Origin of the sequence: Streptomyces sp. NPDC060035 (genome assembly GCF_042736635.1) — a bacterium.
In the GTDB taxonomy this organism is placed as follows: domain Bacteria; phylum Actinomycetota; class Actinomycetes; order Streptomycetales; family Streptomycetaceae; genus Streptomyces.
This window is the reverse complement of record NZ_JBHWVO010000020.1, coordinates 89997-103453: the sequence shown is the minus strand read 5'-3', so window position 1 is coordinate 103453 and position 13457 is coordinate 89997. Positions and strand designations below refer to the sequence as shown.

The 13457-nt window shown below is 68.9% G+C and carries 13 protein-coding genes and 1 pseudogene; 4 read left to right on the top strand and 10 right to left on the bottom strand.

What is annotated here, in order from left to right:
* Positions 1-107: 107 nt before the first annotated feature.
* The gene (locus ACFWBQ_RS27825; protein ID WP_385501012.1) at positions 108-611 is read right to left on the bottom strand and encodes a hypothetical protein; all 504 of its coding nucleotides are present in this window, start codon (positions 609-611) and stop codon (positions 108-110) included.
* A gap of 1020 nt (positions 612-1631) precedes the next feature.
* On the bottom strand, positions 1632-2861 hold the full coding sequence (locus tag ACFWBQ_RS27820; protein WP_385501010.1) for an NAD(P)/FAD-dependent oxidoreductase: 1230 nt from the start codon (positions 2859-2861) through the stop codon (positions 1632-1634).
* Positions 2862-3679: 818 nt separating this feature from the next.
* On the opposite strand from ACFWBQ_RS27820, the pseudogene ACFWBQ_RS27815 reads away from it, so the two are divergent.
* Positions 3680-4129: pseudogene (locus ACFWBQ_RS27815) on the top strand (MarR family winged helix-turn-helix transcriptional regulator); the annotation flags it as partial.
* 334 nt (positions 4130-4463) lie between these two features.
* Here ACFWBQ_RS27815 and mftG read toward each other — a convergent pair.
* Positions 4464-6050, bottom strand: a complete 1587-nt coding sequence (gene mftG, locus ACFWBQ_RS27810; RefSeq protein WP_385501009.1) for a mycofactocin system GMC family oxidoreductase MftG — start codon at positions 6048-6050, stop codon at positions 4464-4466.
* 203 nt (positions 6051-6253) lie between these two features.
* Here mftG and ACFWBQ_RS27805 point away from each other — a divergent pair, with 203 nt between their 5' ends.
* From ACFWBQ_RS27805 to mftF, 3 genes are read left to right on the top strand one after another with little or no spacing between them, the layout of a single operon-like run.
* A complete protein-coding gene (locus ACFWBQ_RS27805) occupies positions 6254-6388 on the top strand; it encodes a mycofactocin precursor (RefSeq protein ID WP_385501008.1) in 135 nt (44 codons plus the stop codon).
* Positions 6389-6402: 14 nt separating this feature from the next.
* Positions 6403-6735 (top strand): hypothetical protein, encoded by a 333-nt coding sequence (locus ACFWBQ_RS27800; RefSeq protein ID WP_385501006.1) that lies wholly within the window; start codon positions 6403-6405, stop codon positions 6733-6735.
* A complete protein-coding gene (gene mftF, locus ACFWBQ_RS27795; RefSeq protein WP_385501005.1) occupies positions 6732-8270 on the top strand; it encodes a mycofactocin biosynthesis glycosyltransferase MftF in 1539 nt (512 codons plus the stop codon). The genes ACFWBQ_RS27800 and mftF overlap by 4 nt, the downstream gene beginning before the upstream one ends.
* Here mftF and mftR read toward each other — a convergent pair.
* From mftR to ACFWBQ_RS27760, 7 genes are all read right to left on the bottom strand, one after another.
* Complete coding sequence (mftR, locus tag ACFWBQ_RS27790; RefSeq protein ID WP_385501003.1) at positions 8186-8794, bottom strand: mycofactocin system transcriptional regulator; 609 nt, start codon at positions 8792-8794, stop codon at positions 8186-8188. The two genes, mftF and mftR, sit on opposite strands and share 85 nt — an antisense overlap.
* 342 nt (positions 8795-9136) lie before the next feature.
* Complete coding sequence (locus ACFWBQ_RS27785; RefSeq protein WP_385501001.1) at positions 9137-10060, bottom strand: SDR family NAD(P)-dependent oxidoreductase; 924 nt, start codon at positions 10058-10060, stop codon at positions 9137-9139.
* A gap of 245 nt (positions 10061-10305) precedes the next feature.
* Positions 10306-10491 (bottom strand): hypothetical protein, encoded by a 186-nt coding sequence (locus ACFWBQ_RS27780; protein WP_385501000.1) that lies wholly within the window; start codon positions 10489-10491, stop codon positions 10306-10308.
* A 154-nt stretch (positions 10492-10645) separates the two neighbouring features.
* On the bottom strand, positions 10646-11050 hold the full coding sequence (locus ACFWBQ_RS27775) for a nuclear transport factor 2 family protein (protein ID WP_385500999.1): 405 nt from the start codon (positions 11048-11050) through the stop codon (positions 10646-10648).
* A 40-nt stretch (positions 11051-11090) separates the two neighbouring features.
* A complete protein-coding gene (locus ACFWBQ_RS27770; protein ID WP_385500997.1) occupies positions 11091-11351 on the bottom strand; it encodes a hypothetical protein in 261 nt (86 codons plus the stop codon).
* A gap of 396 nt (positions 11352-11747) precedes the next feature.
* A complete protein-coding gene (locus tag ACFWBQ_RS27765; RefSeq protein WP_385501105.1) occupies positions 11748-11945 on the bottom strand; it encodes a ferredoxin in 198 nt (65 codons plus the stop codon).
* Positions 11946-11947: 2 nt separating this feature from the next.
* Entirely contained in the window at positions 11948-13117 is a 1170-nt protein-coding gene (locus ACFWBQ_RS27760) for a cytochrome P450 (protein ID WP_385500996.1), read from the bottom strand.
* Between the last annotated feature and the right edge of the window lie 340 nt (positions 13118-13457).

Genomic DNA, 13457 nt, shown 5'->3' with positions numbered 1-13457 from the left:
ATCATGAACCGCCTCGCCTGTGAACCAGAGTCCATGCGCCGCCACCCGGCCGACGTCCTGCGGCACGCGGCTGGCATGTCGGCCCGGCGACAGCATACGTACGGCCCCTACACTGGTGGTTCGGTCAGGGCATCACTAACCATGCGGCAGAGCGTGTCGGCGGTTACGACGACGGCATCGAAGGTCTCGGTCCATCCGCCAGCGGGCATCCGCTCGGCTGTCAGGTGTGGGCTGTGCTCCTGAACACGCAACTGCTTAAGCACGATCTGCTCGATGCTGTAGGCGGCCGCACCTGTGTCGAACAGCCAAGTGCACACCAGAATCCACCCCGAGCCCTGAAGACGTTCGATGCGGTCCTCGCGTGTCTTGCGCCCGGTGATGCCGATCTTCACCGAGCCGAAGACCACGTGTGCCATGATATACAGACACGTTGGCGCGGTCGGGTTGAGCCCGTACTTCGCGCAGCGCTGGCAGCGCCGCCCGCGGGTTCGTACGTTGTTCAGTTTGGGCGAGACGATGGTTCCGCAGCTGTTGCACAGCGATGTCCATGCAGTACTGACGTTCTGGTACGGCTCCAGCGGTGTGAATCCTGCCGACTTCATGTCGGCCACAGCCTGCTTTGGATCGCCAGGCCCGCGGTGGATGCAGAATCGGCATCGCCCGCCGCGGAGCGTGGTTGACGTAGCGAGGAGCTACTAGGTGGCCCGCGACCGTGCACTTCGACAGCCAGGGCTTCCCTGTGCCGGGGAACGGTACGAGGGTGGCGAAGCCGTGGTCGCGCATCGCGGCCGCGGGCCGCTGCAGGGTCGACGGGCGCGTTGGGCGCACAGTGCTTGCAGGCACCCTGCCCGTTCATCACGTTGTTCCGGTTGGGATAGATGGTCTTTCCGCAGCCCTCGTTCAGAAACCGGCACATCCATGGTTTACGTGCGCCGCCGGGGTAGGGCTCAAGGGGCTCGGCATTGCCTAGCCGTCTCATGTCAGCTACCGCAACATCGTTTGTGTCACCACGGCCACGGCCTTCTCCCTTGGTGCGTGAGAAACGGCAGTCTCTCGCCCGTCACTGACACCGCGTCAACCAATGACCGAAGGGAGGACTCGCGCCCGAGCACCCGAAGGATAGAAGTCCTCGATCTTCGGTTCTGGTGACAGGAAGGAAAAAAGAGCAGTCGCGACAAGTGGTGCGCCTCGTTGGTGACAACCGAGCTGCTTCGAACGGTCCCCTTTACCAGCTCATCCTGCTCTGCCGATGCAAACTACCAAGCCTCGGCTCATCCGTGACTGCCGTCCTATTCCGTGACGATTTCGAGACTCGTGTGAGCTCCCCGAACCAGCCGCCGTCCTCGCATCCCCGCCCCCGGCGCGGCCGCACCCCGCCAGCTGGTCTACCAGGCGAAGATTGGCCGCCGCTCGGTCCGCCGGCGTGTCACCGGCATGACCGCCACCGAGACCGCGGCCGACCCCGAGGAAGCCCGGCTGCATCAGAATTTCGGCCGCGACCGCAGGCGCTCGCCACCACCGGCGGGACGTACGACGCCTCCGTCGGATCTGCCCAGGGGTCGTCAGGCTCGGCCTGGTGGCCACTCAAGTCGGTGCTTCTTCCTTGTTCTGGAGTTCAGCAGAACGGCGGTTCAGGGCAGCTGCAGGATCGCTTCGACGACGCTGTCGCCCGACGCGGCCGTCGCGAGCAGTCGGCGTGCCTGATTCAGGGCTCGTACCCAGTTCACCGTGACCGCGCCGCAGGCGACGCCCTGCGCATCGGTGTGGATCACGGCCGCCCTGCTGCCCGTCTGCAGGTCGCCGATGACGGTCGAGCTGCCCGCGGGATCGCGCCGGCCGAAGGCGTTCACCTTCCAGTCGTACTGGTCGGACCAGACGTAGTCCGTCGGCTCGTAGCCCGCCTCGGCACCCTGCGTGAGGGCGGTGGCGACGTACATCGCCTGGTCGCTCGCGTTGGTCCAGTGCTCGGCCCGGACGTCGACACCTCGTCCCGGGTGCGGCCAGCGGGCGACGTCGCCGATCGCGTACACGTTGTCGGCTCCGCCCGCCCGCAGGAAGCGGTCGGTCACGACGCCGTTGTCGAGCTTGAGACCGGACCCGGCGAGCCAGTCGGTCGACGGCACCGAGCCGATGCCCACCACGGCGGTGGACGCCGCCAGGCGCTCTCCGCTGTCGAGTTCGACCGTGAGATCGCCGGCCCTGCCCTCGACGGCGACGACACCGGTCCCGAACCGGGTTCGGACGCCGTGGCGGCGGTGGAGTTCGACGAGGCTGCCCGCGATCTCGGGGCCGACCAGTCGCGTCATTGGCTCCGGGAGTGGGTCGACGATCGTGACGGGGCAGCCGTGTCCGACCGCCGCGGCCGCGATCTCGGTGCCTATGAATCCGCCTCCGACGACGACGACGGGCTCACCGAGCGCGAGCCGTGCGGCGATCGCGCGTGAGTCGTTCAGCGTCCTGAGCTGGTACACGCCCGACGCCGGGCGCCAGGGGGAGGGCCGGGCCGCAGCTCCGGTGGCTATGACGAGCACGTCGTACGGTACGGCCGTGCCGTCGGCCAGCTGAACAAGACGGGCCGCAGGGTCCAGGCCCACCGCTGCCGCGCCGAGGCGAAGTTCGACGTCACGCTCGTCGAGCTCCCCCTGGGTGGCCAGCCGGATCTCCTCCACGGCCGCCTCCGACCACTCTCCCTGCAGTAGCTTCTTCGAGAGCGGCGGACGGTCGTAAGGGAGTGCGGCGTCTGCACCGACGAGCGTGACGCGGCCGGTGTGACCGAGGACCCGCAGGTTCTGTGCGGTCCGTGTCCCGGCGAGCGAAGCGCCGATGATGACAATGTGGCGGTCTATGGCTGCTTCGATCATCGTCCGTGCCTTCTCTGTCGCAGACGGGTGGAGAGCAGCGTTCGAAGAGCTGCTGGCGAGAGCTGTGACACTGGCGCGAAGCGTGCCTTAAAGAGAACGCGCAATCGCTACAACGCAACGCTCATATTGATTGCCGCGGACTCCGGTGTCAACGGCATGCACACCGGGGCGCTCCCCACTCTCCCCAGAGCATCTGCAGGTCGAAGAACACGAGGGCCCTGCGGCAAGGCCCGACAGGCCGGACGACCTCACCCCCGGCGTGCCCCGCACGCGGACGGTCACCCGGACGCGTCCGTGGTGTCCGCAGCAGATCCAGAACCGGGGCGTACCTCCGGGACTTGATCCCGAGTGTGATGCCGCCTCCCCATGTACAGGGGGCGATGTGCTCACGCATCTGTTGTCGCCCGACAGTCAGTCCCTCCTCGTCCTCACTGTCAGGAGCTTGCAGTCCGGAAGTGCGCAGCGGGGGCAGCTCGGGCGCCCGTCGTGCCCGGCCACTCCAGCGCGGACGCGAAGATCTCCTTGGAGGCCTCGGGCAAGTAGAGAGTGGAGTGGGCTGTCAGCCCTCGCAGAGCTTGGCCGCAAGCTCGTAAAGCAAGGCCTCGCCGGGTCCGTACGCCGGCCGCCGTGCCGACGGGCCCGTGGCGACATGGCCGCAGGTAAGGCCACCTCGACGCGACTGCTGGCCTTGCGCGAGACGGATATGTAACATCCGCACACCGTGCAAGATGCGCTTTCATTGCGCACTACACATCGACGCGACGGCGTCCCGGGCACCCTGGGACAGGGTGGCGCACCGAACGGAGAGGCAGCGGGTCATGGTCAGACCTACCGATTCAGTCGAATTCGAGCAGATGGTGCTGAGCCGCTACGTGCTGCAGCAGTCGCCCGGCGACCGGATCGCGAGCCGGGCCCTGGAGAGGAGTGCGTACCTCCTGCTGAGCCGCATTGGACTGCAAGGCCCCATGTCGATCGGCGAGTTGAGCGAAGCCTTCGACCTTGACGCCTCCACTCTCAACCGGCAGACGAAGGCCGCGATGTGTGCCGGCCTGGTGGAGCGCATCGTCGACCCGTGTGGCGGCATGGCCCGCAAGTTCCGCATCACCCCGCTGGGTGAGGAGAAGCTGGAGCAGGACCGCACTCGGAACATCCGATCCCTGGACGCCATCATGGCCGACTGGTCCGACGCCGAGATCGCCGGCTTCGCCGGACTGCTCCGGCGGTTCAATTCGGGGATCGAGCGACTCTGCGGCAGGACCTGGCCGCGATCGGCGTCGAACGCGGCACAGCCCTCTCTCCGCGCGACGGCACCGGGCACCTACGGCGTGCTCCAGCAAGGAGCAGGCCGAATCTGATTGTCGGGCCGCATCGGCCCGACGATCAGAGGCCGCTGCGGCCTCGACATCAGTCCGCCGAACGAGGCGCGACCGGCACCGATGTCGCGAGCGCCCCCGACTCAGGGGCAGAACTCTCGGCTCCCGCCGGCTGCGGCGTAACAACCCACGGTGTCGCCCGCCATGAATGCCGATACCGGCCGAGAATATGCCGACGACGTGACGGCGGCGAGGGCGGGCGGGTTTGGGGGCCGCCGCCCGGCCGCCGTCAGCGGCTGCCGCGACGGATGGCATCCGCGACGACCTCACCCACGAGCACGGCTGTGGCCGCCGGTCCGCGCTGCGGGGCGTCCGGCAGGATCGAAGTGTCTGCCACTCTCAACCCGGGCACGCCGTGCACCCGGCCGAACTCGTCGACTACCGCATCCGGATGGTCCTCGGGGCCCATCGGGGCCGTCCCGCACGTGTGCTGTGCGGTTCCGAGGTGGTCACCGATCCAGGCATCCAGGGCACGGTCGTCGTTCAGGACCCGCGACAGCGGCGCGAGCAGGCCTGCGCCACGTCCGGTGAAGGCCGGGGTGTCGACCAGGGAGGCTGTGGCCCGCACCGCTGCCCGCAGCCGTCGACGGTCCTGCGCGGTCGCCAGGTAGTTGAGGTCGACGGTCGGGGGAGTCCCCGGGTCGGCGGACTGCAGGCACAGGCGGCCGACCGGCCGGGGGGCCAGCGAAGAGACCAGGAACGCCATGGGGGCTCCGGGTACACCTGTCTCCCCGCCGATGAGCCCGGCCAGGGGCACCAGTGACTGCAGAATCTCCACGTCCCCGAGGTCGTCGTCCAGCGTGAGGTGGAGGCAGCCGCCCAGCCAGGTGTCATCCGGCTCGCCCCAGTCGCCCTGGGCCCCCCATTCCAAGGCGAGCTGGGGATGGTCGCTGAACCGGGTCCCGACTCCGGGAGCGTCACGGACCACCGGGATACTGAGGCGCTCCAGGCCCGCGCGCGGGCCTATGCCGGAGAGCAGCAACAGCTGGGCCGAGGCCAGGGCGCCGGCACTCGCGACGACCAACGCGGCGTCCAGGCGCAGCTGCCGACCCTCATGCTCGACCAGGACTCCTGTAGCGCGTCCGCGTTCCGTCAGGATCCGCAGTACATTGCAGTCGCCCAAGACGTGGAGGTTGGGCCGGTCGAGCACTTCGGCGGTGAGGTAGCTCAATGCGGCGTTCCTGCGTATCCCGTCCACTGCGTTGGATGGGACGGGGCCGAATCCCGGACGACCCTGGTCGTTCTTGTCGGGGTCGGCGGGATGGCCGAGGGCTGCGGCGGCGTCCCGGAACGCAGCCTCGGCCGGATGTCGCAGGCGGCCGCGGCGGACCAGTACCGGGCCGTCGTCGCCGTGCACCGCGCTTGCGCCGAGGTCCAGGTCGTTCTCCAGGGCCTTCATGAAGGGCAGCACCCGGTCCCACGCCCACGCAGGGTTTCCTGCGGCAGACCAACGGTCGAAGTCTTCGCGCCGCGCCCGGATGAAGTAGCCGCCGTTGACCGTGGTCGAGCCACCAGCCACCCGGCCGCGCGGCAACGCCCAAGGGCGCCGGGGCGTGAGGCGGGCCGGCCAGGCGGTGACGGCAGGGTGCCCGGGCTGGGCCCCGGGCACGAGTCGGGCATCGAGGAGTGCGGGGCCGAAGCCGTTGGCGTCCCTGGGGACCGGGCCCGCCTCAAGGAGCAGCACCTGCCGGTCGCCGTCCTCGCTGAGCCGTGCGGCGAGTGTGACCCCGGCCGCCCCCGCCCCCACCACGACAACGTCGGGAGGGCGGCGCCCGAACCGGTCGGCTTCCTCGGGAGTGCTTGGCTTTTGATCCATGTCTTCGGCATCTAAGTCCGCCCGCGGACGTGCACACAAGAGCACGACCCCAAGATCGCGAAATTCGCCGGCCCGCGGCATCTAGATTTATGGCACTCCATGCCAATACTCTGGCCGCGCATCCAAGTTCCCTGCATTCCGTTGGCGTTGCGCGAGGCGGGCGAGCCCTGGGCTCCTACCTGCCCGGACTGTAGGAGATACCTGTGCCCCAGACAGTGACCAGCCCCGAAGACCGCTGCGCCGACGCCGCTTTCCTCACGGTCGAGACCGAGGAGCTCGTGGAGGCGGACGACCTCGTCGAGGAGGTCTCGATCGACGACATGCGCAGCGTCTACTGACCCGGAGGACACTTATGCCCGTATCCCGCCCCGAGCCAACCGCGGCGCTGGGCCCTGGCCTCGACCGGGGCCCGGCCTCGGACCGGGCTTTTGACCTGGAGCGCGCGTGGGCGCTTCACCTCTGGGTGTCTGTCCGCGCCGACCCCTTCGACGCACTGCTGTACCGCTTCGGCACTCGGCAGCTCGCCCTAGCGCCCGGGGTACGCGGCGACCGTGCGGGCGCCTCCGCCGAGGAGGGTCGCCAGCTCCTGCACGCGCAGGCCGGGACGGTGGCCCGCCGTATCTCAGTCTTCACCGCCGACCGGAACGGTGGGCTCCTCGACCTCACGCAGGCGGTGTCCCGATGACACTGCATCAGCTCTCCGATCACGCGCCGACACCGCGCCCGGGGACATCGCCCCCTCCCGCGGGACTGGCACCGCTGCCGACTGGCTTCCGCATCGTCCTCGACCGCAACACCCGGGTCCTCGAAGGGGGCCGGGCTCTGCTCGGCGGAGCCCCGGTCACCCGCCTGCTGCGGCTGACCCCACGTGCCCGGGCACTGCTGGACGGCGACCGCAGCCTGCGAGTCGGCAACGCCGCCGGAGCCGCCCTCGCTGACCGGCTGCTGGAACTCGGCCTGGCCCACCCCGTCGCCGCCGACCTCCCGCTGCCAGTACGACCGGAGGTCACCTACGTGATCCCGGTTCGCGACCGGCCGCGGCAGCTGGACCGGTTGCTGGACAGCATCGCCCCCACCAACACCGTGATCGTGGTGGACGATGCCTCGCTCGAGCGCGAAGCCGTGGCCGCCGTCACCCGCAGACACGGCGCGCGGCTGGTCTCGCTGGACCAGAATCTGGGGCCCGCCGGCGCCCGCAACGCCGGGCTGCGTCTGGTCCGCACACCCTTCGTCGTCTTCGTGGACTCTGACATCGTCCTTGCCCCCGACACCGTGGCGACGCTGCTCCGGCACTTCGCCGATCCCCGCGTGGGCCTGGCCGCCCCCCGCATCACCGGCCTGCGCACCACCGGCTCGGACAATTGGATCGGACGGTACGAACAGGCCCGCTCCTCACTCGACCTGGGCGACCGTCCCGCCCTGGTGCGCCCCGGGTCGTACGTCTCCTGGGCCTCCACGGCCTGCGTCGTCGCCCGCGTCGTCGCACTTGGCGAAGGGTTCGACGAGCGGATGCGCGTGGGCGAGGACGTGGATCTGGGCTGGCGGGCCATCGCGCGCGGCTGGCGGCTGCGGTACGAACCTTCTGCAGCGGCAGCACACGATCACCGCACCAGGTTCGCGGACTGGTTCCGTCGGAAGGCCGAGTACGGCACCGGCGCCCAGCCTCTCGCCGAACGCCACCCACGCTCCATCGCTCCCGCCGTCCTCGCGCCGTGGAGCACAGCGGCCGTACTGGCGCTCCTTGCCCAGCGGCGCTGGTCCTTGCCTGTCGCCGCCGGCCTGTGCGGGGTGACCGCGGTGCGGATCAGCCGCCGGCTCTCGGGAACGGACCGACCGCTGCTCATCGGTGCCCAGCTCACCGGCAACGGAGCCCTCGCCGCGCTCAGCCAGACCGGCGCCCTGATTACCCGACACTGGTGGCCCGCCACCGCGGCTCTGTGCCTGGTTTCCCGCCGAGCCCGTCGCGCCGCGGCGGTCGCCGCGGTCGCCGACGTTGTCCTGGAGTACCGCGGCGCCGCGGGTCTTGACCCGTTGCGCTACGCGGCGGCACGGCGGCTGGACGACCTCGCCTATGGCACCGGGATCTGGTGGTCGGCACTGCGAGGGAGGTCGGCTGCCGCGCTGATACCGAGGATTCAGAGCCCCGAGGCCAAGCGGCCGAAGGCGTCGTCCAACAGCTCCACCAGGTTCGAGCTGTCGTCGCGAAGCCACAGCTCGTAGGCCGCCACACTCGTGGCCAGGGCGACGTGACCGGTCAGGGTCGGCCCGGGATCGGTCGGCAACAGACCGGTCCGGGCGGCCGCGAAGTCGGTGACGATTCCGCGCCAGGCGGCGTAGCGGAGCGTGGAATCCGCCTGGAGCGCGGGCATATGAAGGATCAACTCCATCCGGCGGCGATGCCACGGCACCGTCGCCGGGTCGAAGCGATTGAACTCGACGATGGCAGTCCGCAGACCGGTCATCGCCGGGACGTCGACGGGGACCGCGGCGAGCAACTTCCGCAACCAGACGAGGTGGCCCTCGAAGTCCCCCCACACCAGGTCGTTTTTCGAGGCGTAGTAGCGGAAGAACGTCCGCCTGCCGATCCCGGCCGCCGTGGCTATGTCGTCCACCGTCACTGCGTCGAAGCCTCGACGCTCGAACAACTCGAAGCCGATCCGCTCCAGCTCCGCCCGCGACGTCGCCCGCGGCCGTCCGGTGCGCGCCCGCCCCTCGACGAGCCCACCCGCCCCAGGCCGCTGCACCGGCTCTCCCTCCGTCTGCCCGGTGCACTTCCGCCCGGTGCATCAGCCGCAAAGATACGCGTCCCATGAGGGTGATCGAAGTCTCGTCCCGGATAAATCCTCGTGCGACGAGCCCCCGTGGAACCCTTGTTGCTGCTCCCTGGGCACGCGCACGCTCTGGTGGCGGCCCCATCGCCATGACCAATCCCGTACCGCCAGGCGGCCGAGCAAAGTGCGGCGCTGGAGCGCGGGGAGACGGACGCCGTCGGGAGCAGGCGGGCGCAGCGAAGTCCTGACCACCGTCCGGATTTGGGCAGGCGCGCCTTCGACCCCTCATGGCGAGGGGTCGAAGGCTTCTCCGTCTCACATGAACTGGTGCTTGAGGTACTCCGCCGACCAGGCCGTTAGGTCGGAGGGCACGTAGTAGTCCGCCTCGTCGTTGATCCGAGCCCAGTTCGCGGCAACGTCCTCCACGGTCGGTGTGTCATGGCTCGGCGGATGCGCGTATCCCTGGGTCGAGGCAAGGAAGACCCGATTGAAGCGGCCGGCGCCGGCAGCGTACATCTCCCCGTTGACGGGACAGCTTTCGTGGGCGAGGAAGGCGACCATGGGTGCCACCGCCGCCGGGGGCAGGAAAGGCTGTCCGGGGACGGGCTCGGCGTCGTCGCTGATCTCGCCGCCGCCCATCCGCGTCTGCGCCGCAGGGGCGATTAGGTTGACCTTGATCCCGTGCGGCTCGCCGGCGAGCGCCGTGCTGCGGGCCAGGCCGATGACACCGCCCTTGGCGGCCGCGTACGAGAGGTTGTTGTCGAGTCCGAACACTCCGCTCGACGTCGTCAGGACGACCCGTCCGTATCCCTGCTCGACGAAGTACGGCCAGGCTGCCTGAAGTGTGGTGAACGAGCCGACGAGGTGGACGTCGAGGTGGTGCTCCAGGTTATTCAGTGTGACGTCGGGCAGGCCGCCCTGCCTTACGATGCCCGCATTGTTGATGAGGATGTCCACACGGCCGAAGTGGTCCAGTGAGGTGTCGATGATCGCCTGGCCGCCCTCCGGCGTGGACACGTCGTGGGTGTCCGCCACGGCGATGCCGCCGTCCGCCGCTATTTCCTTGGCCACCGTCTGCGCCGGTCCGTCGTCGGCGCCCTCACCGTCCTTCGAACCGCCGAGGTCGTTGACGACGACCTTCGCCCCGCGCTGCGCAAGCAGGCGCGCATGGGCCCTGCCTATCCCGCGGCCCGCGCCGGTGACAACGGCGACCCGCCCTTCGAAGCTGAACTCGCTCATGTCTGACTCCTGTTCGTACGGAGGGTTCGTCGGTCGCTACCGGGTCACCGGCAGCTCGCGGGTGCTGTAGGCGAGCGAGTCGCTCGTGAACTCGAGCTCGGCGGGATCGACCGCCGGACGCGGGGGATGCGCCACCGGCCCATGTGTGGGATGGGGGCGACCACGTCCATGGTGGTGGTGACGCAATGTCCCGCGGTGACGGACTCGCCCTCGGCGACGAGAATCCTCACGGGGATCCCTCCAGTTCAATTGACGGGAGCGGGTCCACCGACGAGCGCGTCGACCACGTCCCGGCGACGATTTTCGGCCCCCGGCACTCCGTAGCCCACGACCGTCGGGCGCGCACCGGCTGGATCCCGCAGACCGGCGAGCGTTCGTGGCCGCAGCCCCGTGGCGGCCACGAACGCGTGGGCGGCGACACCCTGGGTCACCAAGGAAGGGTGTCGTCAGAAACCCGGCCGGCCGGTGGAAGCTCCCGGACCTGATCGGCGAGGTCAACGCGGACGGCCTCGCCCCGTTCGGCTTCGCGCCGCGCGGGTGAACGGGGCGTTCGGGGTGGCCGGATACGCGCCGGCCCGGAGCGGGTCAGGGCAGGAACGTTGTGATCCGGCGCTGGAAGCGCCAACTGCCTTTGTAGAGGCGGAGGGTGTCGTCGTAGCGGCCGACGAGCTGCACCGCCCAGCCCGACTCTCCGCGCTGAAAGAAGGCCAAGTTGCTGATGGCTCTCGCCTCGTCGGCAGTCCAAGAAGTGATGACCGTGTTGCCGGCCAAGTGCAGTTGGGGCTGTTGCGTGACGAAGCCGGTGTATCCGGCGCGGAGCGCGTCGTGGCCCTCGAAGGTGGCCACGCCGGCTATCTCCGAGACGCCGTCGGGGGTGAACAGTTCGACGAGATCGTCCACGCGGCCGGTGTCCAGCGCCTGCGCGTAGGCGGCGATTGCGGCATGGACGCCGGCCGAGACAGAGGGCTCGAGGTCGGGGGCAGTGGTCATGTGGGTCTCTCCAAGATGAGGGAGGCGGCGGTGTGGGGCGTCAGGCCTGGAACGGCGTGATCCCGCGCTGGAGGCGCCGGGCTCCGTGGATGCGGTGGAGTGTGTCGTGGAAGTGGCCGACGACCTGCACTGTCCAGCCCGTCTTGCCGCGCTGCAGGAACACCACGTCGTTGACCGTTCTTGCCTCTCCCGGTGTGCGGGCGGCGACATCATCGGCGCGGACTGCGTCCTGGGCATGCGTGTGCGCGCCGATCAGCACGCGTACACAGGCCGCGACCGACGCGGCAGAAGATTCGGTCATCGTCTCTCCAGTGCATATGGGGACGTGCTGCTCACGAGCCTCGGGTGGGGCACTTCTTCATATTTCGACCAACCGGTCTATTGCTGAACGACAGAGAGGGCCCGTCGTCCTGGCATACAGCCCACGATGGCGTGCACTGCCGGAGATGCGTGCGGACGGGGGCAGTCGCCGATACGCGTCCGAACACCAGGGCCGTAGCCTGAGCGCCCAGCTCGACGAGTTGGCAGTGCACGTCACCAACCGACCCTCCGAACCTGAACGCCACCCCGGCCCCCAGGACCGTCGCTGATGACGGGCGATGACGAAACCGAATTGCCCAACTTGTGCGAAGGAAGAGACGTCTCGTCGGTCGCAGCCGGATGGTTGATCGGGCTCTTGGGCTCCGCGGACCGGGTCTCAGTCGTGGAGCGAGAGTGTTCGTCCGGGACAGACGTTCACTGCTTCCTTGGCTCGGGCGATCTCCAGGGTGCCTTGCGGATGCGGCCGCAGCACGATGACGATCCCGTCCTGGTCGTCCTGGTCGAACGCCTCGGGGTCGACCAGGACGCACTGGCCGGCCCCGACGCACCGGTCGGGGTTGGCGACAATGTGCATGCTCACCACGCGACCTTCAGTTCGTAGGCACCGTAGTTGGGACCCTTCACCTTGAAGGGGATGTCCCCGAAGGGCACAGCCAGTCGGAGCGTCGGAATGCGGCGCAGCAGGGTGGCCAGGACGATCTCGAGTTCGATACGGGCGAGGTTCTGCCCCAGGCACTGATGCGGCCCGAACCCGAAGGCGAGGTGATTCCGCGCCATGCGCGTGAAGTCCAGTTCGTCGGGGTCGTCGAACACCGAGGGGTCGCGATTTGCCGTGTTCGTCAGGCCGAGCACGCCTTGGCCGGCGCGGATCAGCACTCCGCCGATCTCGATGTCCTCGGTGGCGAGGCGAGCCGCACCGATTTCCGCGATGGTGAAGTACCTCAGCAGTTCCTCGACCGCACCCACGGTCAGCTTCGGGTCGTCGCGCAGCTCGGACAGGCGCTCCCGCTTGTCGAGCAGGGTGGCGACGCACAGCGAGATCATGTTTGCGGTCGTCTCGTGACCGGCGACGAGCAGCAGGAAGCCCAGTGCCCCGACATCTTCGGGGTCGGCGCCGGAGGCGAGCTGACGGCTGAGGAGATCATCGCCCGGAGACTTCACTTTCCCCTGTACGAGGCCGGCGATGTACGACTTGAGGCGGCCTGCCGCAGCCCCCTTCTCTTCCGGCGTGGTGTCGGAACGCACGAAGTCGGCGCTGGTCTCCTGGAAGAAGCTGTGCTCGGAGTACGGCACGCCGAGCAGCTCCGATATGACTGTGGACGGAACCGGGAGGGCGAGTGCCTCGACCAGGTCCGCCTCGGGCTGCCCGGTGAGCATCTCGTCGATGGCTCTGTCGGTGATCTCCTGGATCCTGGGGCGCAGGGCGGACAGCCGCTGCACCGTGAATTCGCCGACCACCGAGCGCCGCAGCCGCGTGTGGTCGGGCGGGTCCATCTCGATCAGCTGCGGGCGGTGGTCAGGGCCGATGTAGGGCATGTGATTCGGGTGGCGGGGGTCCCGACGGTCCGAACTGAACCGTGGGTCCCCGAGCATCGTCCTGACATCTTCGTGCCGCGTCAGGACCCAGAGCTGCCGCCCGTCCGTCAGCTCGGCCCAGCTGACCGGCGCATCCCCCCGCAGCCGCTCGTGTTCCGAGGGAGGTTTGTACGGATCGGTGCGGTCGAGAGAAATCGTAGGCGTTGCCATGTGTACTCCTGCCTAGCGATCGCCGCGAGCGGACGATCGTCCTCCGACTGTTCGGGTGTCGAGCCGGCCCCGCGGCTCCCGTTCACGATGCTGTTCAAGTCGCGGGAACCCGCGTGGTGTTGGTGCTGTGCAAGGGTTGTGCTGCAGGTGACGGGAAGACCGGGAAGCCCCCAGGCGAGACGAAGGCTTCCCCATAGGGAGCGGAGCCGTTCAGCGTTCCGTTCAGTCGAACAGTCGGTCTGTTCAACGGCTTTTAGTGTTGTGGGCGCCGTACGTGGTGTCAAGCACTCGGAAGCCGGGACAGGCGGATCTCCGTTCGTTGCGGCTGCGCACGGGGCGT

Excerpts from the sequence above, each read along its gene's own strand:
- mftF (WP_385501005.1), top strand. The coding sequence starts at position 6,732 with ATGACACTGCATCAGCTCTCCGATCACGCGCCGACACCGCGCCCGGGG.
- ACFWBQ_RS27820 (WP_385501010.1), bottom strand. The coding sequence starts at position 2,861 with ATGATCGAAGCAGCCATAGACCGCCACATTGTCATCATCGGCGCTTCG.
- ACFWBQ_RS27800 (WP_385501006.1), top strand. The coding sequence starts at position 6,403 with ATGCCCGTATCCCGCCCCGAGCCAACCGCGGCGCTGGGCCCTGGCCTC.
- ACFWBQ_RS27775 (WP_385500999.1), bottom strand. The coding sequence starts at position 11,050 with ATGACCACTGCCCCCGACCTCGAGCCCTCTGTCTCGGCCGGCGTCCAT.
- ACFWBQ_RS27785 (WP_385501001.1), bottom strand. The coding sequence starts at position 10,060 with ATGAGCGAGTTCAGCTTCGAAGGGCGGGTCGCCGTTGTCACCGGCGCG.
- mftG (WP_385501009.1), bottom strand. The coding sequence starts at position 6,050 with ATGGATCAAAAGCCAAGCACTCCCGAGGAAGCCGACCGGTTCGGGCGC.
- ACFWBQ_RS27760 (WP_385500996.1), bottom strand. The coding sequence starts at position 13,117 with ATGGCAACGCCTACGATTTCTCTCGACCGCACCGATCCGTACAAACCT.
- ACFWBQ_RS27770 (WP_385500997.1), bottom strand. The coding sequence starts at position 11,351 with ATGACCGAATCTTCTGCCGCGTCGGTCGCGGCCTGTGTACGCGTGCTG.
- ACFWBQ_RS27765 (WP_385501105.1), bottom strand. The coding sequence starts at position 11,945 with ATGCACATTGTCGCCAACCCCGACCGGTGCGTCGGGGCCGGCCAGTGC.